Here is a 25,391-nt window from a genome sequence, read left to right as displayed (position 1 = left end):
TCCTCTGCGTGACGGTAAGTTCTATCAGATGTGGGGGAGGAGCTTATGGTCACTGAAGTTGATCTCGCTGCTACGCCTCACCCAAAAATCCTCAACTGCTCGCGTGCGAGAAGCCAGGTTCAGCGTAGAAAGTTGTTGCATGTACCGCTGGACCTCTTGGAAGTCGCGGCGCCTGAAGGCTATTTCGGCCAGGTAGGGCCATGCAGAGGTACGGGGTTGCCCAAGCTCCACGGACCGTTCGAACGCTCGCTGTGCGGCCGCCATATCGCCTCGCTCCAACCATATCCGCCCCCGTAGAAATATGAGACCTGACCCCGCGTCGTCACGCAGAGCCAAGGCCTGATCCGCGAAGTCGGCGGCCTGGGTCAAAATGTGTTGTCGCAGCTCACCCTGGGCCAGACAGGCATACACCAACTCCCAGTTAAGTTCTGCCAGTTGCCGCAAGCAATCGTAGCGCTGTTCTTGCGTCAGCTGCTCCGATAGCCGCTCAGACTCATGGCGGATCTGGACTGAAATTTTCTTCTCTTCGGCATCAAGCATGCCAAAGGCGACCAACCGTACGTCGTCCGTTTCATCACCCAAAAGGTCTTCCAGAATCGGATTGGAAACCCTGCTAGGGACGGCTTGCAAGGTCAACAAGGACTGCATCCGCAATCCACTGGGTACCTGTCGCCCAAGTCGAGATCGGATTGCGCCCTGCCCGCCGCGATGCTGGTCGACCGCCTGAACGTCATACACGGGTAGTCCGACTGACACTGGAACAGAAAAACTGTCTTCCACCAGCGCCTTGCGCAGGTTGACCCGGGTTATCAAAAGCAGACCAATCGCACCAATAACCGGCGCAATGAACGCAAAGCTGAACATCAGTGCCGTGACAGCGAACCTGGGCGCCATATAGCGCTGTGGCAGCAGAAGATAGGTGGCGAGTGCCACCACACCACTGATCATAGAGTGGGCTGCCACGATTTGCCAAAATGCACCCTGCGAAACCGATGACATCAAAGGCGTCAGCAACAGCCCGAAGTCCGCAGCAGCTGCCAACCAAGCCCAATGCAAAGGGTTCATGGTGTAGCCATCGCTTCTTTAAGATGGCCCAAGGGATCCCGAACATCAAAGTCAATAACATGCAACAGTACTTCGAGTGACGCGAAATCCCCTTTGAAATGACTCTCAAGCCACGCCTCGACCCGCTCCAAGAAGCCATCCTTGGCAGACGATGAAGCGAATGGCAACAGGATGACAAGGACGGGCAAGTCGTTGGCAAATGTTTTCCAGTAAAGATCAAGGCCACGCTTGATCCGTAGGAAATTGTCCGCAATCTCGTGCCCACGACTGCCGTGAAAACGCATCACAACCAGATGACTTGCCATCCCGATCTTCTCATGCAGCCGCAGCGTACGCGCCAATTCCTGGGCAAACAAAAATGGCATCCCTGGCAACTGCTTCTGTATAGAAGCCACTCCTAGAGCGGAACCAATGTTGTCGGCGTAATACCCCAACAACACGAGCATCATCTGCAAGTTTTCAACATTCAATGAAAAGAAGGGCATGCGCGTTACCGACAACACGCCAATCAAATCACTGTCCCCAGCAACCAGCGGTGCAACCACCAGTTGCGACGTATGGCGGCGCATGCTGACGTCTTGTCCAGCGATGTGCGCCAGGCTACCGGTCTCCAGGGCCAGGGTCAGTAGTTCGTCGTCAGACGCCAGAGCATCCGGATCCCCCAGGCTCGCAGCCAGGGTACCCAATACATACGAGCCATCTTTTTCAACCAGGGTGTAAATCTGCGCCGCTTCAATATTTACATACTGCGACAACAACTGCAACAGTCCATCCGCACCGGGTAGCGGATCGTCTCGCTTGTCCAGATCCAGCGTTAGGCCACGCAGGCGCACCAATGCATCGCGCAACGAGCCAGGTCGTGCCAACATCTCCTGCTCCAGGCGGTCATGCGACAAATTTAGCAACAAATGCCGTTTGGTCAATCGCGACAAGCGCTCTGTGACATACAGGTAGGTTTCTTCCATGCGGCGGTTGCGATCTCGCCAGACATCGCTGAACTCGCCGCACAACAACACCAACAGACCACCACCGAACATGGGCGCTGCGGAAATCTCAACGGGTGCACGCCCGAGCTGCGTCGCCATCCATCCATTGACCAGCAAGACCGTACCGCTTATCAAGCCCGGCAATACCCCGTAACGCAGCGCTATCAATACAGGGGCCAGCCACAGCCATGGAAAACTCAATTGCGAAAGAGTGGGATCGTTGGGCCGGGCAAACCAGGCAACGGCAACCGCTCCAAACGAGACAACTATGATTTCGACCCATTGCTCCGCCGTCGCAATCCGCTCTGGCGCAAACCCTTCGCGACTGAACAGTGCCTTGAATCGCTGTACGACTTTCAAACCCATCGTCGACGGCTATTGTTTTTCAACGTTGCCGCTAGTCAGCGGCAATCGCGCGAACAAATCGGTTAGCAGCGCCTGAGCTACACCGGAGAGAGCCTGCCGACTCCAGCCGCTCTTCGCCCCAGAAGCACTCCAAACCACGCGATCAGTAGACAGATCCATCACCTGCAGTGTTACACCCACCGCAGGTTCGCCGTCAATGCCAACTTTGTAGCGCCACTCCTCCACGCTACCGAGTACACCGAACCGAATTCCCTGGTCCTTGGCCCACTTGATCGCTTCTTCTGTGACCTTACGTTCAGTCGGTTCAAAAAGACTGTCGCGCGACAGGGCTGAGGGATAACGCCGCAGGTTGGTAATACCCCGATTGCGCAGCTGGTGTTCTGCCATCGCCTCCGCCGACAGCCCTGCCTGCGGCGTATCGGTATTGTTGGCGATTGGCAAGATCGTCCACTGCGCATTGCGGTCCAGCGTCTCCTGACTGGCGGTAGACTGAACCATGGGGGCGCATCCAGTCAGGAGTAACAGAAAATAGCCCGAGACGAGCGCTTTTGAAAAGGTCATGATTCCGTTCCTAAAAATAATGTCTATAGCGTAGCGTCAAGGTATCTGCGCTACCTTTGCCCGGCGCCGCGGCTTGGGTGCTGTCCCATTGCACACGGACGTGGTCCACACCCGTGATGGATCCTGCCACGCCCGCCGTACCACTGATCCCAGTCCCAGCTACGCTATCCTGGCTCATGCAGATGTTTACAAATGGCCGCCAGGCCCTTGAATAGTTGTTTTGCATATTCTGCCCGCCAAGGTTTTCTCCCATGTCCACACACACGCCAACCCGGGTGCTGCCCTGGGGTATGAAGTAGCCAGGCAAGTCCAGGGCTCCTGTACCGACCGCCGCTTGGACGGGAGAAGGGAAGCTTTCTAACGCAGCGTCATCGATGGCATTGACGCGGGAATACTGCACCTGCTGTACGAATCCTCGCATCCGCCAGTCCGGATATTCAGTTCGAAATCGGTAGCCCGCCTCGATATCCAGACTCTGACCACTGCCCAGGGCAGTACCAAATTGCGTGTAATACCTTGCAAACTGAGGCGTGAACCGAACAAACTCCCGTTTGCCCAGGGTGTAACTTAACGTAGCGGACGCGCTATCCTCAAAGCCCGCCACTTGCATTGGCTGAGATATGGAGGATGGTGTATGGTAGCTCAGCACTGTCTCCAGATTCAGCCTTGATCCCCACTGGTATGAATTCCCCAATCGCAGCCCAGTACCACTCGCCACAGCGTCCCGCTGTAGCAGCGCCAACCGGGTCGTTCCGCGTGGCCCCAACCACTGAATTTCCGCGGTGCCCATTTGGTCATGACCCGGCGCCAAGGCAGCAAACAACGGTTCCTTCCCGTTTTGCTGCTGGGTCGCGCCCACGAGTACCAAAAACACTACGGGGCTGATAGCCATCCGCGCTTCAAAATGCAGTCGTTGGCTGTCCATTTCAGTGCCCCGCTCAGCCCGTATACCGGTTTGAAGATAATTGGCTAGCAGCGGGGCATGCTGGCGGTAGCGGTCGTGAAGTGGCTCGTCGTCTTGCGCCCCCATGCCTTTGAACGCAATATCCAGAGCTTGCTGCTTGTGACCCAAAGAATAGGCAATATCGTATCGGTTGTAGATGGGCAAAGCTTCGCCATTGCGCAACAACAACGCATCCATTGACCGTCTGTCATCAAGATTGCTTGCAACTTGGGCCTGTCCCCAAAGCGGTGCCTGAGAAAGACTTTGGCGTGCATAGCGTCGCCACATCCACGACCGAGCGTTGGGAAACTGCTCCTTCAAAATTGCCCAGCCCAGTACCAACGTCAGCGTTTGGCTATCCTGCTTCTCAGGCGCCAGGCTGCGCGACTCGCGGACCAGCTGGCGCACCAATGCCAGACCGGGATCTCCTGGCTGATCCAGCAGACTGAGTCGCGCAAAGGTCAACATTTCCGAACTTTGCGCCGCCGAGCGTGCCGCTGCAAGGTCGGGGTAGCGAGACTTCAACTGAAGCCACGCGTGGCGACGCAGGCGATCAGCGACTCCGTGTTGGCCAATACGCTCACGCGCATCGGCGTAGTTGAGCAACATCAAAGGATCATCTGACTTGGTCTGCGCAACCCGGTCGTACCAGCGAACAGCCTCACGGTGGCGTTCCAACAATTGGTTTGCAGCCGCGTATCCGGCCCACAGTGCAGACTGGCCTTGGGCCATACGCATGTGGCTTTCCAAGAACGCAGCGAGCTCTGTCGTGCGCTGGGTGTCAATCAGGAACCAAAGACTGGACAAGGCAACGTCTACATCGCCTGGGGCCAGCCCCATGGCTCGTCGCAAATCTTTCCACGCGGCATCGGTGTCCCTTTGCTTTTGGTAAAACTGGGCGCGTTGCAACAGAAACCGCGTGTCGGAAGACGCCAAAATCGCGGCATTCTCACCCAGCATTGCGAAAACGCGCGCCTGAGACGCAACGTCACCAAGCTCGGCATAAATTCCCAAACCCTGCAACAACTGGTCGGTAGCACCAAATCGTTTGTAGGCTTCTATAGCCAGGTCAGCGGCCTGCCCAGGATGGTCACGGCGGACCAAAAAAATCAGGCGCGACCAATCCGCCGACACAGCTTGCGGCAGCCGGGCGTACCGCTCATAACCTTGGCGGGACAGGTCGTAGTCGCGTAGTTCCCACGCCACCTGACTGAACAGCCGCCAAAACTCAAGAGCGTCCGCGGGTATGCGGCTTTCATGGGCCTTCATTAGCGTTAGAGCTTCCCGCATGCGCCCGCGTCGAACTTGGTTCACCACCGCGCGTAAAACGCTGTCCAGCGAGAACGGTTCAAGCTCGGCTCGTTGCGCGTAAAGCATCTCCGCTTTGGCATCGTTACCCGCATTTGCCGCCAATTGGGCGGCATATTCCAACAGCAGTGGGTGCTGGGTCTTCTTGAATTGCGCGACGAAGAAATCCGTTCCCCGTTCAGGTTGTGCGACGCTTTCGTATAGCTCTAGCACGTCTCGCCACTGGGTATCTGACAAGCTTCGGCTACGCGCGTACACAGCCCAGGCGTCCAGTGCTACCAGTGGGCGGTCGACAAGGGATGCGACCTCTATCACTTTGGCGGCTGTAGCGGGGGAATGGTCGCCCTGCTCGAACAAGGCTATCCATTGCTCGGCCATGACTTGCGGGCGCTCTGTCCATTGGCTGACTGTTGCAAGACGCATGCGCCACGCCCGATCCTGGGGCACGGAGCGAACCGCCTTTTGGGCTACCTCAAAGGCGCGTTGCAGGTCACCCGCAGCAACGAACGCATCGAAGGCAAGTGCATAGTCTTGGGGATCAAACGGGCGCATACCCGGCAGGGGTCGTACATCGGGTTGAAAAGGGCGTCCTTTGCGATCGGGCTCCACCATTGCAGACGACAAACCTGGTGGAGGGAATTCAACTTCTTTTAAAGTTTCGCTACCATCTTTGGATTCGGATTCGTTCCAATTTTTGCGTGCGATTGCAGTTGGACGGTATGTCGCCACACGCAGCAACTTGTCTCCAGATGCAGACTGCGACACGGCAGCGCGCGCGGCAGACAGATCCGGCCAAAAACCGGCACGCAACACGAACATCGCCCCCCGTTGCTCGATGCGCACAAAAGGCATTGTGGCGTGTTGTGCAAACGCATTGTCCAAAGCCCGAGCATCAGGAGCGCTTGCGATCTGCCAAGAGTAATAGTCTTGCCCGGCCAAAGGCCCAGAGTGTGCAACCCCCGTCAAAGCGGCAGTCAGTACAGCCCCAAACAACGCCCCTTGGTGTTTCATGGTTGTGCGCCGGTGTCGCTTGCCGTGAACACCAGCCTCTGGGCAAAGTTGGCAGCACGCACCGGATCTCCCGCGGCGATGGCGGTACGCGACAAAAACCGCAAGGTGGGCAAATCGGACGCCAAATCGCCAAGTTCTCTGGACGCAGCCTCCATGGCTATTTTGAACAGGCTTGCGGCCATATAGGTTTCAACGCCTTTGCGAAAAAGCCGGCGGGCTTCGGTGATCGCCGAGGCACGGTTCCGTGCAAGCAGGAAGTAGACCGCTGCGCCTTCATATTCACCCCGCGCCAAGGCCTGGTTGCCCAACTCCTCGAGTTCTAGCGCGGGCTGTTGCAGTTTGAGTTTGTCCATAAACACCAAACCCGTTTGAGACATACCCAATTCAAACGCTTTAACGGCAAAAGTGTGCACCACCAGACCAGGTAGCTCGTCCTCGCTGGCGCTTTGCAACAAGCCAGACAGCTTGCGCGTCAGGCGGTTTCGGTCGGCTTTGGTAAGGGGCAAGGACAATTCCCGGGTGTATGACTCGAAAAGAATCGTATATGCCTCTTGCCGCTGGCGGATGGTCCCACTCTGCGTAACGCGCAACAACACAGGCTCAAGAGACTGGACGCTACGCGTGTTACCTTGCGACCGGGCCAACAGCAGCGCGACGTCGACGTTAGATGTCTCGGCGCGGTACAAGTTTTGAATATACGAAAGCGTCAAGGGGTCAAGATCATGTTGGGCATATAGCGTGTCTACCAATGCTTTGCGTGGAAATATCGTAACCAGCAACGCCAACACCAGCAGCCCGATCAGTGCCAGTTGCCAGGGCTTGGTAAGCACCAGACGGGGTATCTCCCCGTCAGTGAATGCATATCGCTTCGAGCGGACTGGCAACATGGTCTTTGATCTTAAACTCGCTAATACCTTCTGCAACACGCAGCGGTGTCAAGTCGTGCCCCCCCACACGCACGCGACAATCGCGTACGTTAGCCATCGAAAACTGCAGGGGCACGTGCGCCGACAACTCCCATCGAAAGCCGTTTGCCGTTTTGTCAAAACCCGCAATGCGACCATTGCTCGAGACCAATCTGAGGCTTTTCGTGTCGTCCGTATTCAGCGCCAATTCGGCCGAATCCGCACCAAGGTGCACCAACACGTCGTCCCGTAGTCGGGTAAAGCCTGCCACTGCCTGACTGGCATCCAGATCAGGCAATCCCATGGTTGAGGGGAACCGCAATGTCCGCAACTGTGCAGCACCCCTGACGCGCCACCCGGATTGCGTCTTGGCAATGGCAAGGGTTTGGAAATTAATGACTTTGCGTGCGTAGTCCGCGACAAAGACGGGAGCAGTCTCCTGCGTCAACGCATATGCGAACACTTTGTCCAAAGACTTCATGCCGGCTGCTTTCGTCGTGATGTAGGTGTGAAAATATATGTTGATCGGCTTGAGCCGGCGTGGAGCCTCAGTGAACTCGAAGGTTTCAATGACCCGTTCATACCCATAGAAGGGACCGGTCCAATTGTTGGTGTAAACGTTTTCGTTCTGGTTGGGTGCATACACCTGGAAGTCATTTTTACGGGGGACACCCAACCCTTCTACGCGCGTCACCGTAGGCTGTGAGCGTGTGGCAACCGTGTCACCGCCATTCATGTTCAGGACGCCCACTTTGCGGGTCAACTCCAGCACATCGCTGCCTGGAACACAGTCCCCTGTCCACAAAAACATTTCAACTTTCTTACCGACGGGCGCCAGGCGACTCTCTATGTAGCGAACAGACCCTTCAATCTCACGCCTGGCGTTGAAGCGATAGCCGGGAATACGCAAGTTGTAGCCATCGCTGGCGTCTACGCCAGCCGCCTTCCTCCATATGGAGGGATGGGAATAGCTGTGTGATGCCATCGCCACATGGGGGCGTTTAAAGATTTCTTGGGCAATAGCTTCTGCCGAGCGCGACAGCTCGGGGTACAGGCCTGATGGCGACAACTCGCCCTCGATCACCGATACCGTCATGGGCAGCGCATATTTCTTTACCACCCGGTTCAGGACCACTTCCCCAGCCAAAGGGTTGCCAGGCAACTCGGAGCGGCTGATGAAACCATCGCCATCCATGTGCACCATTAACATACGGCGACCGGACTCGGTCGTCGTATCAGGGATCGGCATCATGGGTAAGCGCAATGATCCTTGGAAAAAGGCAAATGGATTGATGACCCAGCGGTCACCGTTGTCACCTGGGAGCGTGACGACCGAAAACTCGTCGATCGCGTAACCGCCCCATGGGGTCAACGCAACAGCCTTTTGCACATACTTGCCCTGGCGCAGGGTCAGCAACGGTTCGGCCCCAACAGCGTCGATAGGCCTGAACGCTGCGGCTCCTGGGCTGGGTGGAATTTCGAAACCCACCTGAGTGCTTTGCTGAACAATTTCAACCGGGGCTGTAGACGGCGTAAACGCGTCGGTGGTGAAGCCCAGCACTTTTGCCATGCTCCCGCCGAACAGGAAATCTGGTGGATTTAACAGTGATAGCGGCAACTTGGCTTCTACCTGTGCCGTAAGCCAACGAATCATCCGCGTCTTGGCATCGTTGTCGGGAGTCTGCGTGAGCCACACCACAACACCCGCATAACGCCCCACCAAATTGCCGTCGGGTAGGTGGTTGGCATCCACAAACTCGGGCACGTAGCCCAGATAGTTGAGTGGCATCGAACCCAGCCGCACGCCAGGTTCGGCGCGTAGCTGGTATTCGTCAGCCAAGTTGCTGTGCAGCACTAACACCTTGCGGGGCATAACCTCTACGCTTCCTACGCCCAAACTGGCTAAATCCGGGGTAGACACCCAAGGCACGAAACCCAACTCCAGAATTTTCTTTGCTGTTTGCCGCGCCTGCTCGCGTTGCGAAGCAGGAACATAGTCGATCACAGCCACCGTGAGTTTGAATTCATCCCTGGCGCGAAGCAACTGGGCTAACAACCACTGACGGTCTGACTCAGCAACATCCACATATTGTTTTTTCCCTGCGTCGTAGCCTCTGAACAATGATTCCGCAACGACCATCTCTACGTTTTTGTGCGTCCTCGGCAAAATTTCAAAGCCGCGGTTAAATACCAGCTTGATGTCGGGGAAGCGTAATGCAACAGAATGGATGACAGCTACCATGCCATCTTCCTGCTGAGCTCTCTGCTCGGGCGTAGTTGAAAACAGGTGGTACGAGTCGAGTGTGTCCAGAAAGAAAGTGCGAAACCCTCTTTCCCAAAGAGGAGCGATGACCTGCTCCGTAAAAAATTGATGCCATCCCGGTTGGGACTGGTCAATCAAAAGACTTCCCCAATTTTTGTTTTCTCCGACCAACCAACTTTTCGGGATGGCCTTTGCGTAGTTACGCGAGGCCTGTACCTCACCCAAGGCTACATACGCCGCAATGCGGGTGTGGGGTCGTGCAGCATTTTTGGGCTCTGCCACATGGTCTGGATCAACGACCACCAGATCGAATGCCTGCAATTCATCCCAAGGAGGGTTGCTGCCGTAATAAAACGCGACGGCGGGGGACTCCGCCAAGGCAACGCCGGAGAAAAGCATACCAACTACCACCCAGCCGACAACCTGGACAAATCTTGCAATACAACTCACCTTGACCCCACGTTTCACCCGCAACGGACAGAATATTGCTTGCAATAAACCCCGAAAAATTGTTCGCAAATGTAACCTTTTGTTGGGAAATGCGCACAATCGCCCGATTTGCCCGTGCAGCACTCCGGGGCTATGTCATCTTCGGAGGTACCCAACCAGGGTCAGTACCCCTATCAGCACCGGCTGGTGCAGCATGTACCAGCTCAGGCTCCACCGCCCCAGCCATGACAGCGGAGCGACTGGCGCTGCATGGGCTACCGGGTCGAACCGACCCAGCCAGCCCCGCGCCAGCGCCCACTGGCCCGCAGCCAAGCCCCACCACATGACGCCCAACCACGGCAGCAGGGGCACGTAGTCTTCGGTAATCGGCTTGCGGCTGATCAGCCCCAGCCAGTTCAATGTCTTGTGGTCCCACGCGTCCGCGAACGGCAGCATGGCATGCAGCTCGCGCGCGTACACACCCAGCAACACCAAACCCAACCCGGCAGGCCACAACCAACGGCCCCAGGATGCGGTGGCCCTGCAGACCAGCAGCATCACTGCCATACCGTGCAACACACCGAAATAGATCCAGCTATTGGGGAACATCAGCGCCGAGCCCAGGCTGACGGCGGCGGCGCACGCGGCAATTTGCAACCAGCGCCGCCAGAAACGTCCCCAGGTCTGGCCAGCATGTACCGCAATGGCTTGGCCGCACCCGGCACACAACAAAAACAAACTCAGGATGCAGGTGCGCTGCACCGTCCACAGCGGGTCGCGGTAAAAGTCTTCGTGGATAAAGCCGAAGTGGTTGAGATCGAACGCGAAGTGGAAGCACGTCATCCACAAGACGGCAGTGCCGCGCAGTGCATCCACTGCGGCATGCCGGGCAGGTACGGCGGGCAGCCCTACACGCACTTTCACTTGCTGAGCGGCGGCAATTCCAGCGTCATCTGCGCCGGGCCGTCCATGCTGGCGGCCAGCACCGCGCGCCGTGCCACAACTGATTGCAATACCAAATTGGCATCCACCGTGGCGCCCACGCGGTAAGGCTTGGCGGGCTTGCCATCAATGGCGATCAGCGCCGCGCCGCCGTGTTGGCGATCAGCCAGCACACCGACGAGTACGTAGGCCGTGCTCGGCGCAGCGGCCGGGCCGGCTGGTGCGACAACACCCCCCCCACCCAAAGCCCGCGCCAGCGCCAATGGATCCAACCCGGCAAAACCCGCTGCGGGTGTTGCGGCCGATACACTGTTGGCATGCGTACTTTTGAGCGCCCAATAGGTGCCACTGAGCGCCGCCAATCCGGCCAGCACCAGGGTTGCCAGCCGAGTCCCCCATACCTGAAAAGCGTTTGTTTGCATTGCGCGATTATGATGGAGCCGACCATGAACCAACAAGCCAACACCCACTCCCCATCGGGGCCGTTTTCACAGCGGCCCAACCTGCACGCAACCGGATTTACCCTCATCGAACTCATGGTGGTACTGGTGATCATCGGCGTGCTGGCCGCACTGATCGTGCCGAATGTGCTGGATCGTGCGGACGATGCCCGCGCCACGGCCGCCAAAACCGACGTCAACAACCTGATGGGTGCGCTCAAGCTCTACAAGCTGGACAACCAGCGCTACCCCACTGCCGCACAGGGTCTGCAGGCGCTGCTGACCAAGCCCACGGAAGGCCCTATCCCCACCAACTGGAAACATTACCTGGACAAGCTACCCAATGACCCCTGGGGCCGTCCCTACCAGTACTTGAACCCCGGCGTACGGGCTGAGGTGGATGTGCTTTCCTTCGGCGCGGATGGCCAACCGGGCGGCGAGGGCAAGAATGCCGACGTGGGTAGCTGGGACTAGATGCTGCTCGAATGACAGCGCAATACGCAAAGTGTTGCGCGTGAGAGCACACGCCGCACCGACAGGCGTGGGGCCCATCGCCCGGGGCTTCACACTGCTGGAGCTGATGGTTGTCGTGGCGATCATGGCGCTGGCAACCGCCGGTGTCAGCTTCGCCATGCGGGACTCGTCCGAATCACAACTGGAGCGGGACGCGCAGCGCCTGGCTGCACTACTGGAGTCAGCGCGCGCCCAGTCACGCATGACGGCCAACACCGTAGTCTGGCGGCCTACCCCCAACGGTTTCGTATTTGAGGGCCTGCCTAACACCGCTGTGCCGACGAACTGGTTGGGTAACGATGTGGTGGTGGGCGCCGGCACCCATGCAGTGGTGCTGGGCCCGGAACCAATCATTGGCCCACAGCGGATACGCCTGGCCTCGGTATCACAACCGGCACGCAGCCTCAGCATCACCACCGACGGCGTACGTCCATTCAGGGTCGTCGCCGATGCTGAGGCCGCAAACCCATGAACCTGAGCAGCACCGCGCGGCCGGCCCGCCGAGGCTTTACATTGATAGAGGTCCTGGTCGCGCTGGGCATCGTGGCCATTGCACTGGCCGCCGGGGTGCGCTCCACTGGCGCGCTGACACGCAATGCCGAACGCCAGTCGGATCTGTTGTTGGCACAGCTGTGTGCGGAAAACGCGTTGGTGGCGATACGGCTGTCTAAACAAATGCCTGCCGTGGGTGACAACACGGCCGGCTGCGAGCAGGCCGGGCACAATCTGAACGTCACGCTCGCCGTACGACCCACTCCCAACCCCAATTTCCTGCGGGTAGAGGCACGTGTAACCGAACGCGAAACGCCGCTCCTGACCCTGTCCACCGTGGTGGGACGATACTAAAAATGGCAACTGCGCTGCCCACCCCACGCCAACACGGCTTCACGCTGATCGAGCTGCTGGTCGCCATCGGCATCCTGGCGCTGATGGCGGGCCTGAGTTGGCGCGGGCTGGATGGCATGTCGCGCGCGCAGACCCAATTGCAGCAGCGCGCCGACACGGTGCTTACCCTGCAGGCGGGCCTGTCCCAATGGGCGGCAGACCTGGATGCCATGGTGCAGTTGCCCAATACACCGGCGCTGGACTGGGACGGCCGTACGCTGCGCATCACGCGGCGCAGCACGGCCAGCGCGACCGATGGCTTGTTGGTCGTCGCCTGGGCGCGACGCGATATCGATGGCATCGGCCAGTGGCTGCGTTGGCAATCGCCTCCGGTGCAGACCCGCGGAGACTTGCAAACCATGTGGGCCCGGGCTGCCCAGTGGGCGCAAAACGCCGGCGAAGAAGACAAGAAACTCGAAGTACGCGTGGCGGCTCTCGTCGAATGGAAGGTGTTCTATTTCCGCGCCGACGCATGGACCAACCCGCTGTCCAGCGACAGCAATGCGCCACCCCCCCCTGCGCCTCCGCTACCTTTGCTACCTTCGCAAAACCCCGGCGGCAATCCTGTTGCCCCTATCCCTACAGAGCAGACCCTACCCGACGGCGTGCGCCTGGTGTTGACCCTGCCCGCCAGCGATGCCTTCGTCGGCACACTGACCCGCGACTGGGCACGCATCACGTTGGGCGGTGGCAAACCATGAAGGAGAACAAGACCCACCAAACCGGTGCAGCGCTGCTGGCCGCGATGCTGACGGTGGCCCTGGTAGCCAGTCTGGCCGCCGCCGCGCTGTGGCAACAGTGGCGGAGTGTTGAGGTGGAATCAGCCGAACGTGCGCGCGTGCAATCGCTGTGGGTGCTGACCGGCGCGCTGGATTGGGCCCGGTTGATCCTGCGCGAGGACGCCCGCTCCGGCGGCGCCGACCACCTGGGAGAACCTTGGGCCATTCCACTGGAAGAAGCCCGCCTGACCACCTTTTTGGCGGCCGAAAAGGGCGTAGCCAACAACGCCGACGATGCCGCCAACCAGGCCTTTCTGTCCGGCTACATCAGTGACTTGCAAGGCCGTATGAATGTGCTCAACCTAGTGGAGAACGGCAAACCGTCCGAACCCACCGTACGGGCATTTGCCAAACTGTTCGAGAAGCTGGGCCTGCCCCGCTCCGAACTCGGCGCCCTGGTTGAAAACCTGCGTTTTGCGCAAGATACCAGCCCCAACAATGGCTCTGCCCGGCTCGCTCCGCTGATGCCGCAGCGCGTAGGGCAACTGGCGTGGCTGGGCCTCTCGCCGCGCAGCCTGACGATACTGCGCCCCTTTGTCACCGTGCTGCCCGTACGAACCCCCGTCAACCTGAACACCGCCAGTGCTCCGGTACTGTTCGCGACAATACCCGGGCTGGACATGGCGCAGGCCGAGCGCCTGGTCACCGCCCGCCAGTTTGCGCACTTTCGCACCCTTAGCGACGCGGGCAAGGTGGTGCCTGATGCGGCCGGAGATTTGAACGACGCTTTGCACAGTGTGAGCTCGCGGTTTTTCGAGATCCATGGCCGCCTGCGCCTGGACCAGACCACCGTCGATGAACGCTCGGTCGTCCAGCGCGATGGCATTAGCGTGAAAACCCTGTGGCGCGACCGGGGTGCAGCCTCGTAAACCCTAGCGGCAAACCCCTTAGGCTGGACACAAGGCACACCTACAATGGCGCAGCACAAAAAACCTGCATGTCTTCACTGATCGTCACACTCCCTGCCTCCATGCCCACGGCCAACACGCCGTGCGGCACCGTATGGACCGAAGACGGCAGCACCGCCAAGCGCCACCTGGATGCTCCGCTGAACCTGCTGCCGCAAACTCCCGACGCCGAAACGGTCGTCGTCGTGCCCGCGGCCCAGCTGTCGTGGCACCGTGTGGACTTTCCCAAAGGCACACTGGAACGCGGCTTCTTCCAGGAAGGCAATGCGCCGCGGCTGCGTGCCGTGATCGATGGCCTGCTTGAAGACCGCCTGCTCGATGAACCGGCCCAACTGCACTTTGCAATCCAGCCCCAGGCCCGCGCCGATGCGCCCAACTGGGTGGCCGCCTGCGACCGCACGTGGCTGCACGCATGGCTGGCGGCGTTGGAGCACACTGGCCGCCCCGTGGCGCGCATCGTGCCCGAACTGGCACCGCCACCAGACGATGCATCAGACACCCCCACGACGACCTTGACCGCGATGGGCACGGCCGAGCAGGCCCAGCTGGTCTGCGCCAGCCCGGGCGGCGTGGTCGTACTGCCGCTGACCCACAGCGGCGTAGCGCTGCTGGCGCAGAGTACAGACAGCGCCCCGGTGCTGGCCGAGCCCGCCGTCATTACCGTGGCCGAGCAATATTTCAGCGGCCGTGTCAGCCTGCAGACCGCTGCGCAGCGCGCCATGGCCGCCGCCCAATCGAAATGGGACCTGGCCCAGTTTGACCTGCTGCGCACCCGCGGTACCCGCACCCGCAAGCAGGTCGCGCAGTGGACCAACGAGCTGCTGCACGCCCCGCGCTGGAAGCCGGCGCGCTGGGCCACCGTGGCCATCGTGCTGGTCAACTTGGTGGGTTTGCAGGTCTGGGCCTGGAAGGAACAGGCGGCGCTGGCCGCCAAACGCACCGCAGTGCGCGAAATCCTGACCATGACCTTCCCCGATGTGCGCGTCGTCGTGGACCCTCCCTTGCAAATGGCGCGCTCGCTGGCCGACCTGCAGCGCCAAAGCGGTGCCGCGGCCAGCGGTGATTTGGAGACCATGTTGGGGCTATTCCAGGCGCTCGCCCCCGAGACTGGTGCGCCTACAGCTATCGAATTCGTAGCAGGTGAATTGCGCCTGAAGCTGGCAGAACCCGCGGCCCCCACGCTCGCTGCAGCCATCCCGCGCCTGCAGGCGCAAGGCTACAGTGCTGCCATCGATGGCGACCGTCTGGTAATGAAACAACAACAGCAACAGGAACGCCGGCCATGAGCAAGCCATCTAACGCGTCTTTGCTCGGCCCGTTGCAAGCCCGCTGGCGTCAACTGGCAGCGCGTGAGCGAAACTTCCTGGCCGCCGCCGTAGCACTGGTCGTGCTGGCCTTGCTGTGGCAACTGGTGCTGTCGCCCGCACTTATGACCCTGCGTACGTCGACTGCGCAGGCCACGGCGCTGGACGCCCAGATACAGCACATGCAGTCGCTGCAAAACCAGGCCAGCGCGCTGCAGCGCCAGGCACCACTGTCCTATGACGACGCCCTGCGTGCACTGAACATGGCCACCAAGCAAACCCTGGCGGCCACCGCCCAGGTGAATGCCGTGGCCGATCGCGCCAACGTCACACTACAGGCCACCGGTGCCGACGCGCTGGCCCTGTGGCTCGCCCAAGTGCGGCTCAATGCACGCTCTGTGCCCTTAGAGGCGCGCCTGACCCGCGGCACCGCGCCCGCAGGCGCCACCTGGACCGGCACGCTGGTCATGAGCCTCCCCCCACGCTAGCGTCCCATGGCCTCGTCCCGCACCCCCGGTTTCCCGCCGCACCAGAGCGCACCCTGGCGCTGGGCTATCGCCGGTGTGCTGCTGGGCGGCGCTATTGCCACCACGGTCTTTGCACCCGCGCGCTGGCTGGCCGCAGCCCTTAACCAGGCCAGTGGCCAACAATTTCAGCTGGTCGGTGCCCAGGGCAGCGTCTGGAACGGTTCTTCTCAACTGGTGTTGTCCGGCGGCCAAGGCAGCGTCAACGCAGTCGCCCTGCCGGGCCGGGTCACTTGGCGGATTCGCCCGGTGTGGGCGGGTCTGGCGGTACAGTTCAACGCCGACTGCTGCACGCCCCAGCCGTTGCAACTGCGCGTTACGGCCCTTGGCCTCAACAGCGCGCGCTTGGTGCTGCAAGACGGCCAGTCGCAATGGCCGGCCAGCTTGCTGGCTGGGCTGGGCACACCGTGGAATACCCTTCAGGCCCAGGGCCAGCTGAGCGCGGCCACGCAGGGCCTGACCGTGGAATTCGGCCCTACCGGCGTGCACCAGACCGGGCGGGTGCAACTGGATGCGCTGAAAATTTCGTCGCGCCTGTCCACGCTGTCGCCCATGGGCAGTTACCGCATCACGCTGCAAGGCGGGCCTACGCCCAGCCTGGAACTATCGACACTCGAAGGCAGTCTACAACTCAGCGGCCAAGGCCAATGGGTCAACCATCGCCTACGCTTTACTGGCGTGGCAAGCGCAGCGCCCGAACGGGTCGAGGCCTTGTCCAATCTTCTGAACATTCTTGGCCGGCGCGATGGCGCCCGCTCCATCATCACCGTGGGCTAACGCGAGACCCCAGCACATGAATACAGTCAATTTCAAACGCCACAAAACCGCTACTTATTTGATAGCTGCTTACGCTCTATTGGCGGGGGCTAGCGCCGGATTTTCCATAAACTCCCTGGCCCAGACCGCTTCGGCGACAGCCCCGGCAAAACGCGGCGACCCGATCACGCTGAATTTCACCAACGCCGAGATCGACGCCGTGGCCCGCACCATGGCCACGCTGACCGGGCGCAATGTGGTCGTAGACCCGCGCGTCAAGGGAACGATCACGCTGACTACCGACAAACCGGTGACTCCATCCCAGGCCTACGCCCAATTCCTGGCCATGCTGCGCTTGCAGGGCTTTACCGTTGTGGACGCGGCAGGGCTTGACAAGATCGTGCCCGAGGCCGATGCCAAGCTGCAGGGCGGCGCGGTGTTTGACAGCACCATGGTCGCCGGCAACCAGATCAGCACGCAGATTTTCAAGCTCAATTTTGAGAACGCCAACAACCTGTTGCCGATACTGCGCCCGCTGATCAGCCCCAACAACACAATCAACGTCAACCCCGGCAACAACTCGCTGGTCATCACCGACTACGGCGACAACCTGCGCCGCATGGCCCAGATCATTGCCGCGATGGACGTGTCCAATGCCACCGATGTCGAGATCATCAGCCTGAAACACGCGATCGCAGTGGACCTGGCGCCGCTGGTGCAGCGCCTGCTCGAATCCAGCGGTAGTGTTTCGGCGGTACCCGGTGCCGCTCCCGACGGCAGCTTCAAGACCACACTGATTGCCGAGCCCCGCTCCAACACGCTGATACTGCGCGCCGCCAACCCGGCGCGCATGGCGCTGGCCCGCTCGCTGATCGACAAGCTGGACCAGCCCGGCTCGCAGAACGCCGCCGGCAACATCTATGTGGTCTACCTGAAAAACGCCGAGGCCACCAAGCTGGCGGCCACCTTGCGTGCTGCCATGTCCGTCGAGGCACGTGGTGCCAGCACGACTGGCGGCACTAGCACCCCCGCCACAGCCACGGTTACCAGCGGCGGTGCGGCTGGTGCCACGGGCGGCAGCGGCTCCACAGCCACCAGCCAGTCCACCACCGGCGGCCAGATCCAGGCCGATGCCGCAACCAACTCTCTGGTTATCACTGCGCCTGAACCGCAGTACCGCCAGTTGCGCGCCGTCATCGACAAGCTCGACGCGCGCCGTGCCCAGGTCTACGTGGAGAGCCTGATCGTCGAGGTCAACGCCACCAAGGCGGCCGAATTTGGCATCCAGTGGCAAAGCCCTTTGGGCAAGGCCGGGGACGGCACCGTCGGTATTTTGGGCACCAACTTCAAAAATGGTGGTACCAATATCATCGAACTGGCCACTAAGGCCCTGAGCGGCGGCGCCACGCTGGCCACGGGCGGCAACCTGGCTGCAGCTAGCCAAGTCAATGGCGTTTATGTGCTGGGCTTTCTCGCGCGTTACCTACAGGAAAATGGCGATGGCAACGTCCTGTCTACACCCAATTTGCTGACACTAGACAATGAGGAAGCCAAGATTGTTATCGCAGAAAATGTGCCTTTTGTGACCGGCCAGTTCACTAATACTGGGGCGGGTGGCAATTCGGGTTCGGTCAACCCGTTTCAGACCATTGAGCGCAAGGACGTGGGCATTACGCTGAAGGTCAAGCCCCAAATCAGCGAAAACGGCACCGTCAGAATGACCATCTACCAGGAGGTCTCGACCATCCAGCCCGATACCAGACGAGCGACCAACGGTCCCACCACGAACAAGCGCACCATCGAATCCAACGTGCTGGTCGATGATGGTTCCATCGTGGTACTGGGCGGCCTCTTGTCGGATGAATACTCCGGCAACCAGGAAAAGGTGCCCGGCCTTGGCGACTTACCGGTGTTTGGCAATCTGTTCAAGTCCGAAACCCGCAGCCGCAGAAAAACCAACCTGATGGTGTTCCTGCGTCCCGTGGTGGTGCGTGATGCTTCCGCCACCGACGCACTGTCGCTGGATCGCTATGAGTTGATGCGTAGCGTACAACAGCAGGTCCAGCCGACCCGCAGCATGGCCGTGCCGGTCAACCAATCCGTCATCATGCCCCCGGTCCCCGGGCCCACAACACCGACGGCCCCGCTGATCGCGCCAACCGTCAAGCCCTGACCATGGCCGGCGCCGTGCAATACCCCCTGCCCTACGCCTTCGCACGCAGCTACCAGTTGCTGCTGGAAGAGCAGGAGGGCACCCTGACGCTGTGGCTGCATGACCTGGCCACAGACGCCGCACAAAGTGCCGTGGCTGAAGTGATGCGCAAGTTTGGCGCGGCCCAGGTCGAAACCGAGGCTGCCGAGCTGCTGCGCCAGCGTATCAGCGCAGCGTATGCCCAAAGTGAGTCAAGTGCCGCCACCGTCATCAGCGAGGTCGAGGCCGATGTGGACCTGTCGCGCATGATGCAGGCTCTGCCGGCGATTGAAGACTTGCTGGAAACGTCCGACGACGCGCCCATCATCCGTATGCTCAACGCGCTCTTGACTCAGGCCGCACGCGATGGCGCCAGCGACATCCACATCGAGCCCTATGAGCGCCACTCCAGCGTACGTTTTCGCGTAGACGGGTCGCTGCGCGACGTGGTGCAGCCCAACCGCGCGCTGCACGCGGCACTGATCTCGCGCCTGAAGATCATGGCCGACCTGGACATTGCCGAGAAACGCCTGCCGCAGGATGGCCGCATATCCTTGCGCATCGGTACCCGCGGCGTTGACGTACGCGTCAGCACGCTGCCCAGTGCGCATGGCGAACGTGCAGTGCTACGCCTCTTGGACAAGAGCGGGGGCAAGCTGAGCCTGGAATCCGTGGGCATGCAGGGCGACGTGCTGGGGCGCTTTGACCACCTGGTGGCCCAGCCCCATGGCATTATTTTGGTGACTGGCCCCACCGGTTCGGGCAAGACCACCACGCTGTACGCCGCACTGCAAAAACTCGACACGCGCCGCCAGAACATCATGACGGTGGAAGACCCGATCGAATACGAGCTGCCCGGCGTGGGCCAGACCCAGGTCAATGCCAAGATCGACCTGGACTTTGCCAAGGCCCTGCGCGCCATCTTGCGCCAGGACCCGGACGTCATCATGATCGGCGAGATCCGCGACTTCGAGACCGCGCAGATCGCCATACAGGCCTCGCTGACCGGCCACTTGGTGCTGGCCACGCTACACACCAACGACGCGGCGAGCGCCGTGACGCGCCTCACCGACATGGGCATAGAGCCCTTCCTGCTCAGCTCATCGCTGTTGGGCGTGCTGGCGCAACGCCTCGTGCGCAAGCTATGCACGACCTGCAAGGGCGTGGGTTGCGCGGAATGCGGCCACACGGGTTACCTGGGGCGCACCGGCGTGTTTGAGTTGCTGGTGACCGACGACGCCATCCGCGCACAAATCCACCACCAGGCATCCGAAGCGGACATCCGCACGGCGGCCCAGGCCGGCGGCATGGCGTTGATGCGCGAGGACGGCGAACGCCTGGTCAAACTGGGCATCACGTCGCGCGAAGAGCTGGTGCGTGTCACCCGTGATTAGCAACCGGATTCAACGCCTTCTTTCCCTTTAGTTCCGCGACCCGCGAACCACAATTGGCCTCAGAGGAAACCGCGCATGTCACTTCAATACGAGCTCAAGCAAGGCAACTACCACCTGTACGACCTGAGCACGCCGCAGAGCAAGGCCACGGGCGAGCACAAGCTGCGGCTGATGACGGAAACGGTGGCCATTGCGTTTGATGTACGGACTGGCAAGTTGCATGAACACGGCCATCCGTCCCGTATCCACTCCTGGGCCAGCAATACCCGCCGCCGCCTGCGCGCAGCCGGCGACATCGACCGCGCCAATGACATCGTCGTCGTATCGGGCCCGCTGCCAGTGGATGAAATCAACAAGTGTTTGCGCATCACCGGCTACTGCCGGCAACTATTTGAGCGCTTGCCCAGCCTACCGCATGGCAAGCATTTGGCCCCGGCCCACTGATCTATTCGTAAGCCCGTAACCGCGGCCGTTCCGCCTCGCTGAACGCACTTTGCTGTAGCTGCGCCAGACTGGCCTGGCGTTCTGACTCGCTGGCGTTGGATTGGGACTGCAGCAGTTTGCTGCGCTCTTCCAGATACCGCGCAATGCGGCCTTTCCAAGCGGTCTCTTCACGGTCCACCTCGGCCAGACGCGCCGCCGCTTGCGGGTCCAGTTCTTTGGCACGCATGCGGTAGACATCATCCTCGCTGCCGCCCCTGGCGCGCAGCGCCTGGGCCTGCTGCTCGATGCGCACGACCAGGCTGGTGGCTTCGCGCTCTTTACGCAACTGCTCGGGCAACGCGGCGTCCAGCGCGGCCAGTTGCTGCTTCTTCTGCTCGGCGGTCAATGCGGGGTCCTGGCTCACCTCAAGCCGTGCAATGGCGTCCATGTCGTAAGCATCTTCAAAGCCGAACATGCCCTGCGTTTCTTCGGCACTGAAGTAGCGTGCCCGCACATCCTGCATGGCCAGAAAGCGCGCCCGTATGGCCTGCAGGCCGTTGCCTGCGTGCTGCGGTTGGCTTTCCACGCGAATCAGTTCGCGTTTGAACTCGATGTACAAGCCCAGCAGGCGCTGTGCTTTCTTGGCTTGCGCGGGAGGCAGCCTGCGGTCCAGCTCGCCACGGATCTGCTGGGTGATGGTCTCTATGCTTTGCTCACCAACTGCGCTGAGGTAGTAGTCGAACAGACGCTTGAGTTCGCCGTAGGCCAGCGTGCCGGTGGAACCAGGTGCAGCACCGGTTGCTGCCGCCTGCAGATCACCATCGGGTAGCGTGTCTTGCATGGAGCGCACAAAGGGCGTGGCCCGGTTAACCGGACCAATCGCCGCAGTGGCCGTTGTAGCGACAGGCTCGGCGGCCGGCCACCAGGCCAACAGGCTACCCGCCACAACCACCGCGCCCAGCAATCCAAGGCCGACCTTTTGTTGGGTACGGCTCAGGTGCATGCTGCTCTACTCTACTGCTTACAGGCCCATGCCTTGCAGGCGGTTGGCGTGCTGGCGGTAGATGGTGACCGGGTTGGTCTCGAACAAATTGGTCAGGCCAATGGTCTGGTTCACTTCGTCCAGGTGGTTCATTGCATAGTCGTCGCGGATGACGCGGCCCAAGTGGGTGGAGCAGCTGGCAACCAGGCCGTCATTCTTGGCGCCGCCAAAGGCCAGCGAGGTCAAAGCCAACGCAGGGTCGATCGGATCAAACACATTGGTGTACGCCTTGGCACCGCTCCACGAGAAGTAGGCCACGCCGCGCGCCGTGTAGGCACCTTCGCCGCACGCCGTGGTGGGCACGCCTTCTGGGTGGGCCTGGTTGAAGCGGTTGGAGCCGGCGGTGCTCAGCGACTGCGCGGCGGCCAGTGAATTCTGGTTTAGGCCACTGCCGCCGGACAGGAAGTTGATGATAGTGGCCAGGCCGTTGGTTATGGAGACCACCACCACGTTGGACAGCGATCCCGGAGGGGCTACCTTCAGCAAAACATCGGCCACGGCCGAGCCTTTGTTGACACCACCAACCGAGGTGGCCGACGCTATCAGGTCCGGGCGCACAGAGGCCACGTAACGGATGGTCGGGCCGCCATGGCTGTGGCCAATCAGGTTGACCTTGGCAGCGCCGGTCGCTGCCAGGATCTGCTTCACTTGGGTCAGCAACTGCTCGCCACGCACCTCGGTACTGTTGGCGGCGGACACCTGGGTCACGTAAACCTTGGCACCGTCGGCCCGCAGCGCGGAGGGAATGCCGTACCAGTATTCCACTGGTCCGATGTTGTCAAAGCCAAACAGCCCGTGCACCAGCACAATGGGATATTTGGTCTGCGTGTAGCCAGCTGCAAACGAAGAAGCGGGCAATAGGGACAGGGCCATCAAGCAGGCACCCAACCAGGTCATCAAGGTCTTTTTCAAAATATTCTCCAGTAGGGCCGAAGCCCAAAAGGTTGAAAGAATTCGTCTCTGAAAAGCAGTGCGACCTCTTGGGTGGGGGCGCTGTCGCTGGCTGACCCGGTGCCCGCTGCTTGTGTCAGCAGGCCCAAATCAAAAAGCACGATCGTGCGATTTGTGAATCGTAGTTCACGTGTTTTTGTTTGTCATGCTGGTAATCCCGGATGACGCACCAAATCCGGATCGGGGTTTACACCAGTACCGCCACCCGCGCAGCGGCGGAGCGTGGGGGGCCACAGTGTCCCGCCGGGCCGCCCCAAGGGAAACAAGCCCCCTTGGGGGGCAGCGACCCGCGCAGCGGCGGAGCGTGGGGGCCCACACACTAGCGCGCTAACATCACCCCCATGCCCGCCTATTCCTTTGAAGCCCTCGATGCCAATGGCAGTTCCCGCAAGGGCGTGATTGAAGCCGACACGGCCAAGGCCGCACGCGGCCTATTGCGCGCCCAATTATTGGTGCCGATGGTGGTGGAAGCGGTGGGGCCGGGTGCCATGGGTGACGACGACACCCACAGCAGGCGGGGCACGACGCTATGGTCTTCGCGCGTGTTCAACGCCACGGCGCTGGCGATCTGGACACGCCAGATCGCCGGACTGGTGGCATCGGGCCTGCCACTGGAGCGCGCGCTGACCGCACTGTCGGAAGAGGCGGACGACGAGCGCCAGCGCCACCTGGTGGCCGCCATCCGGGCCGAGGTGAACGGCGGCACGGCCTTCGCCACGGCACTGGCGCAACACCCCCGCGAATTTGCTCCCACCTACTGTGCCGTGGTCGGCGCCGGTGAACACAGCGGCAACCTGGGCTTGGTGCTGGAGCGCTTGGCCGACGACCTGGAGCAAAGTCAGGCCCTGAAGTCTCAATTGATCGGCGCAGCGCTGTACCCGGCCATCGTGACCCTGGTGGCCATCACCATCGTGATGTTTTTGCTAGGCTACGTGGTGCCGCAGGTGGCGGAGGTGTTTGCCGGCAGCAAGCGCGCGCTGCCGATGCTGACAGTGATCATGCTGGGCATCGGCAACTTCGTGCGCAACCAGGGTTGGCTGATGTTGGTCGCTATTGTTTTTATAGCTGGTTGCGCCCGCCTGGCGTGGGCTAGCGCCGGATTTCGCGAACGGTTTGATGCCATGTGGCTGACGCTGCCGATTTTGGGCAAGCTCTCCCGCGGCTACAACGCAGCGCGTTTTGCCGGCACGCTGTCCATGCTGGCGGCCGCCGGTGTGCCGATTTTGAAGGCCTTGCAGGCGGCTGCCGACACGCTTTCCAACCGGGCGATGCGCACCGATGCGCTGGACGCGCTGGTGCTGGTGCGCGAAGGTGCGCCGCTGGCGTCCGCGTTGGCGCAGAAGAAACGTTTTCCCGGCCTCTTGGGCATGTTCGCCCGGCTGGGCGAGCAGACCGGCCAGTTGCCTGTGATGCTGGAGCGCGCTGCCAAGCAGCTCAGCACCGAAGTCCAGCGCCGCGCGATGCAGCTGGCCACGTTGCTGGAACCGCTGCTGATCGTGGCCATGGGCCTGGTGGTCATGCTGATCGTGCTGGCAGTCTTGTTGCCCATCATCCAGCTCAACCAGCTGGTGAAGTAGTGTGACCGGCTGCCGCGCCGCCTGGGTCTCGCAGACTACATCGGCTGGCTAATCGGCGCTCTCGACCCGGCGAGCATAGGTTAGCGCGACAGGTGCTGACACATTCAGCAGCTTGGCAATATCGTCGACATCATCGGGCACACCCGGGTTGTCCCACCCCAGTGCGGTATGGCGGGCCAGGCGCACGGCCAGCACAACGTTGCGCACGATGGCAGTATCGGCGTGGCGGTCGTCGCTGATGCGCACCAGCAATTCCGGCAAATGCCACAGCTTCATCAAAGCCTGGCGCAGATCGTCCAGCTCTATGTTTAGCGTGACACGTTGCACCGTGGCGCTGCGCAGTGTGGGATCGGCCCGCTGGGCCTGCGCAATGCGCAGCTGCAGGGTGGGTGCGTGGCACCACATCAGCATCTCGGCAAAGTCATGCAAAAACGCGGCCAGACGAATCACGTCGGCATCGGTGTCGCCGCGGTGTATCGCAAAGCCAGCGGCGAACTGAGCGGCGCGGTCGGCACGGCGCAGCAGTGCGCGCAGGCCCTCCAGTGCCTGTGGCTGGTCGTGCAGGTGGTCTTCCACTGTGGGCTGCAGGCCAAAGGCGTTGAAGAACGGAGAAATGCCGGTCATCACCAGCGACGTGGTGATGCTTTCGGTTTCGGTAGCCGTGTCGACCCGGCGTTTCGATGCGACATGGGCCAGCAGCTTCAGCGCCATCAACGGATCACACTCGATCGTGGTGCCCAGCGTGCTGGCGTCTACGTTGTCTTCGTCTGCACGCAGGGCTTCCAGCGCCGCCGAAGTCTTGGCCAGCACCGGTATCTGTGCATCGCGGAAGTAGCGCGTCCAGGCCTCCAGATCCCGCAGCGGTGCCGTCAGGTAGCGTGTAGGGGTAACCATATGGACGCCAGTATGGGCGCCCGCCCGGATG

General features: G+C 61.0%; 23 protein-coding genes. 12 read left to right on the top strand and 11 right to left on the bottom strand.

What is annotated here, in order from left to right:
- Positions 1-24 precede the first annotated feature (24 nt).
- The 8 genes from AC097P_RS05530 to AC097P_RS05495 form a co-directional block, all read right to left on the bottom strand.
- Positions 25-1,065 carry a hypothetical protein gene (locus tag AC097P_RS05530; protein WP_479609354.1) on the bottom strand — a complete coding sequence of 347 codons (1,041 nt, stop codon included), beginning with the start codon at positions 1,063-1,065 and terminating at the stop codon, positions 25-27.
- Complete coding sequence (locus AC097P_RS05525) at positions 1,062-2,417, bottom strand: PelD GGDEF domain-containing protein (protein WP_479609353.1); 1,356 nt, start codon at positions 2,415-2,417, stop codon at positions 1,062-1,064. The genes AC097P_RS05530 and AC097P_RS05525 overlap by 4 nt, the downstream gene beginning before the upstream one ends.
- Before the next feature lie 9 nt (positions 2,418-2,426).
- Positions 2,427-2,978 (bottom strand): penicillin-binding protein activator LpoB, encoded by a 552-nt coding sequence (locus AC097P_RS05520; RefSeq protein ID WP_479609352.1) that lies wholly within the window; start codon positions 2,976-2,978, stop codon positions 2,427-2,429.
- 10 nt (positions 2,979-2,988) lie between these two features.
- Positions 2,989-6,240 (bottom strand): tetratricopeptide repeat protein, encoded by a 3,252-nt coding sequence (locus AC097P_RS05515; RefSeq protein WP_479609351.1) that lies wholly within the window; start codon positions 6,238-6,240, stop codon positions 2,989-2,991.
- Complete coding sequence (locus tag AC097P_RS05510; RefSeq protein WP_479609350.1) at positions 6,237-7,166, bottom strand: hypothetical protein; 930 nt, start codon at positions 7,164-7,166, stop codon at positions 6,237-6,239. The genes AC097P_RS05515 and AC097P_RS05510 overlap by 4 nt, the downstream gene beginning before the upstream one ends.
- Positions 7,090-9,807: a bifunctional glycoside hydrolase/polysaccharide deacetylase family protein gene (locus AC097P_RS05505; RefSeq protein WP_479609349.1), complete on the bottom strand. Its 2,718-nt coding sequence runs from the start codon at positions 9,805-9,807 to the stop codon at positions 7,090-7,092. Before AC097P_RS05505 ends, AC097P_RS05510 begins: the two co-directional genes overlap by 77 nt.
- A gap of 186 nt (positions 9,808-9,993) precedes the next feature.
- Positions 9,994-10,761: an acetyltransferase domain-containing protein gene (locus tag AC097P_RS05500; RefSeq protein WP_479609348.1), complete on the bottom strand. Its 768-nt coding sequence runs from the start codon at positions 10,759-10,761 to the stop codon at positions 9,994-9,996.
- Positions 10,758-11,201: a type II secretion system protein N gene (locus AC097P_RS05495; protein WP_479609347.1), complete on the bottom strand. Its 444-nt coding sequence runs from the start codon at positions 11,199-11,201 to the stop codon at positions 10,758-10,760. Before AC097P_RS05495 ends, AC097P_RS05500 begins: the two co-directional genes overlap by 4 nt.
- A gap of 24 nt (positions 11,202-11,225) precedes the next feature.
- On the opposite strand from AC097P_RS05495, the gene gspG reads away from it, so the two are divergent.
- From gspG to AC097P_RS05440, 11 genes are all read left to right on the top strand, one after another.
- Positions 11,226-11,693: a type II secretion system major pseudopilin GspG gene (gene gspG / locus AC097P_RS05490; protein WP_479609346.1), complete on the top strand. Its 468-nt coding sequence runs from the start codon at positions 11,226-11,228 to the stop codon at positions 11,691-11,693.
- A gap of 40 nt (positions 11,694-11,733) precedes the next feature.
- Positions 11,734-12,204, top strand: coding sequence for a prepilin-type N-terminal cleavage/methylation domain-containing protein (locus AC097P_RS05485; protein WP_479609345.1), 471 nt, complete (start codon positions 11,734-11,736; stop codon positions 12,202-12,204).
- Complete coding sequence (gene gspI, locus AC097P_RS05480; protein ID WP_479609344.1) at positions 12,201-12,578, top strand: type II secretion system minor pseudopilin GspI; 378 nt, start codon at positions 12,201-12,203, stop codon at positions 12,576-12,578. The genes AC097P_RS05485 and gspI overlap by 4 nt, the downstream gene beginning before the upstream one ends.
- Positions 12,579-12,580: 2 nt before the next feature.
- Positions 12,581-13,318, top strand: coding sequence for a PulJ/GspJ family protein (locus tag AC097P_RS05475; RefSeq protein ID WP_479609343.1), 738 nt, complete (start codon positions 12,581-12,583; stop codon positions 13,316-13,318).
- Positions 13,315-14,265 carry a type II secretion system minor pseudopilin GspK gene (gene gspK / locus AC097P_RS05470; protein WP_479609342.1) on the top strand — a complete coding sequence of 317 codons (951 nt, stop codon included), beginning with the start codon at positions 13,315-13,317 and terminating at the stop codon, positions 14,263-14,265. The genes AC097P_RS05475 and gspK overlap by 4 nt, the downstream gene beginning before the upstream one ends.
- A gap of 68 nt (positions 14,266-14,333) precedes the next feature.
- Positions 14,334-15,590, top strand: coding sequence for a type II secretion system protein GspL (gene gspL, locus AC097P_RS05465; RefSeq protein WP_479609341.1), 1,257 nt, complete (start codon positions 14,334-14,336; stop codon positions 15,588-15,590).
- The gene (gene gspM, locus AC097P_RS05460; RefSeq protein ID WP_479609340.1) at positions 15,587-16,096 is read left to right on the top strand and encodes a type II secretion system protein GspM; all 510 of its coding nucleotides are present in this window, start codon (positions 15,587-15,589) and stop codon (positions 16,094-16,096) included. Before gspL ends, gspM begins: the two co-directional genes overlap by 4 nt.
- A 6-nt stretch (positions 16,097-16,102) precedes the next feature.
- A complete protein-coding gene (gspN, locus tag AC097P_RS05455) occupies positions 16,103-16,909 on the top strand; it encodes a type II secretion system protein N (RefSeq protein WP_479609339.1) in 807 nt (268 codons plus the stop codon).
- A 16-nt stretch (positions 16,910-16,925) separates the two neighbouring features.
- Positions 16,926-19,061, top strand: coding sequence for a type II secretion system secretin GspD (gene gspD / locus AC097P_RS05450; RefSeq protein WP_479609338.1), 2,136 nt, complete (start codon positions 16,926-16,928; stop codon positions 19,059-19,061).
- A gap of 14 nt (positions 19,062-19,075) precedes the next feature.
- Complete coding sequence (locus AC097P_RS05445) at positions 19,076-20,473, top strand: GspE/PulE family protein (RefSeq protein ID WP_479609473.1); 1,398 nt, start codon at positions 19,076-19,078, stop codon at positions 20,471-20,473.
- Positions 20,474-20,548: 75 nt separating this feature from the next.
- On the top strand, positions 20,549-20,917 hold the full coding sequence (locus AC097P_RS05440) for a hypothetical protein (RefSeq protein WP_479609337.1): 369 nt from the start codon (positions 20,549-20,551) through the stop codon (positions 20,915-20,917).
- Between the two features lies 1 nt (position 20,918).
- On the opposite strand, the gene AC097P_RS05435 is transcribed toward AC097P_RS05440, so the two are convergent.
- Together AC097P_RS05435 and AC097P_RS05430 are read right to left on the bottom strand one after the other, a co-directional pair.
- Entirely contained in the window at positions 20,919-21,899 is a 981-nt protein-coding gene (locus AC097P_RS05435) for a lipase secretion chaperone (RefSeq protein WP_479609336.1), read from the bottom strand.
- Positions 21,900-21,917: 18 nt separating this feature from the next.
- Positions 21,918-22,835 (bottom strand): lipase family alpha/beta hydrolase, encoded by a 918-nt coding sequence (locus AC097P_RS05430; protein ID WP_479609472.1) that lies wholly within the window; start codon positions 22,833-22,835, stop codon positions 21,918-21,920.
- A 395-nt stretch (positions 22,836-23,230) separates the two neighbouring features.
- Between AC097P_RS05430 and gspF the strand changes: the two genes are divergently transcribed.
- Positions 23,231-24,466: a type II secretion system inner membrane protein GspF gene (gspF, locus tag AC097P_RS05425; protein WP_479609335.1), complete on the top strand. Its 1,236-nt coding sequence runs from the start codon at positions 23,231-23,233 to the stop codon at positions 24,464-24,466.
- A 48-nt stretch (positions 24,467-24,514) separates the two neighbouring features.
- On the opposite strand, the gene AC097P_RS05420 is transcribed toward gspF, so the two are convergent.
- Positions 24,515-25,360 (bottom strand): HDOD domain-containing protein, encoded by an 846-nt coding sequence (locus tag AC097P_RS05420; RefSeq protein ID WP_479609334.1) that lies wholly within the window; start codon positions 25,358-25,360, stop codon positions 24,515-24,517.
- Positions 25,361-25,391: the final 31 nt, after the last annotated feature.

Source organism: Rhodoferax sp. ZS1R8 (genome assembly GCF_056521325.1).
The sequence above is the reverse complement of the archived record's forward strand: the minus strand, read 5'-3'. Positions and strand labels throughout refer to the sequence as shown.

What these genes read in the sequence shown, in the direction of transcription:
- AC097P_RS05530 (WP_479609354.1), bottom strand. Translation starts at nt 1,065, where the DNA reads ATGAACCCTTTGCATTGGGCTTGGTTGGCAGCTGCTGCGGACTTCGGG.
- AC097P_RS05525 (WP_479609353.1), bottom strand. Translation starts at nt 2,417, where the DNA reads ATGGGTTTGAAAGTCGTACAGCGATTCAAGGCACTGTTCAGTCGCGAA.
- AC097P_RS05520 (WP_479609352.1), bottom strand. Translation starts at nt 2,978, where the DNA reads ATGACCTTTTCAAAAGCGCTCGTCTCGGGCTATTTTCTGTTACTCCTG.
- AC097P_RS05515 (WP_479609351.1), bottom strand. Translation starts at nt 6,240, where the DNA reads ATGAAACACCAAGGGGCGTTGTTTGGGGCTGTACTGACTGCCGCTTTG.
- AC097P_RS05505 (WP_479609349.1), bottom strand. Translation starts at nt 9,807, where the DNA reads ATGCTTTTCTCCGGCGTTGCCTTGGCGGAGTCCCCCGCCGTCGCGTTT.
- AC097P_RS05495 (WP_479609347.1), bottom strand. Translation starts at nt 11,201, where the DNA reads ATGCAAACAAACGCTTTTCAGGTATGGGGGACTCGGCTGGCAACCCTG.
- gspG (WP_479609346.1), top strand. Translation starts at nt 11,226, where the DNA reads ATGAACCAACAAGCCAACACCCACTCCCCATCGGGGCCGTTTTCACAG.
- gspI (WP_479609344.1), top strand. Translation starts at nt 12,201, where the DNA reads ATGAACCTGAGCAGCACCGCGCGGCCGGCCCGCCGAGGCTTTACATTG.
- AC097P_RS05475 (WP_479609343.1), top strand. Translation starts at nt 12,581, where the DNA reads ATGGCAACTGCGCTGCCCACCCCACGCCAACACGGCTTCACGCTGATC.
- gspK (WP_479609342.1), top strand. Translation starts at nt 13,315, where the DNA reads ATGAAGGAGAACAAGACCCACCAAACCGGTGCAGCGCTGCTGGCCGCG.
- gspL (WP_479609341.1), top strand. Translation starts at nt 14,334, where the DNA reads ATGTCTTCACTGATCGTCACACTCCCTGCCTCCATGCCCACGGCCAAC.
- gspM (WP_479609340.1), top strand. Translation starts at nt 15,587, where the DNA reads ATGAGCAAGCCATCTAACGCGTCTTTGCTCGGCCCGTTGCAAGCCCGC.
- gspN (WP_479609339.1), top strand. Translation starts at nt 16,103, where the DNA reads ATGGCCTCGTCCCGCACCCCCGGTTTCCCGCCGCACCAGAGCGCACCC.
- gspD (WP_479609338.1), top strand. Translation starts at nt 16,926, where the DNA reads ATGAATACAGTCAATTTCAAACGCCACAAAACCGCTACTTATTTGATA.
- AC097P_RS05440 (WP_479609337.1), top strand. Translation starts at nt 20,549, where the DNA reads ATGTCACTTCAATACGAGCTCAAGCAAGGCAACTACCACCTGTACGAC.
- AC097P_RS05435 (WP_479609336.1), bottom strand. Translation starts at nt 21,899, where the DNA reads ATGCACCTGAGCCGTACCCAACAAAAGGTCGGCCTTGGATTGCTGGGC.
- AC097P_RS05430 (WP_479609472.1), bottom strand. Translation starts at nt 22,835, where the DNA reads ATGACCTGGTTGGGTGCCTGCTTGATGGCCCTGTCCCTATTGCCCGCT.
- gspF (WP_479609335.1), top strand. Translation starts at nt 23,231, where the DNA reads ATGCCCGCCTATTCCTTTGAAGCCCTCGATGCCAATGGCAGTTCCCGC.
- AC097P_RS05420 (WP_479609334.1), bottom strand. Translation starts at nt 25,360, where the DNA reads ATGGTTACCCCTACACGCTACCTGACGGCACCGCTGCGGGATCTGGAG.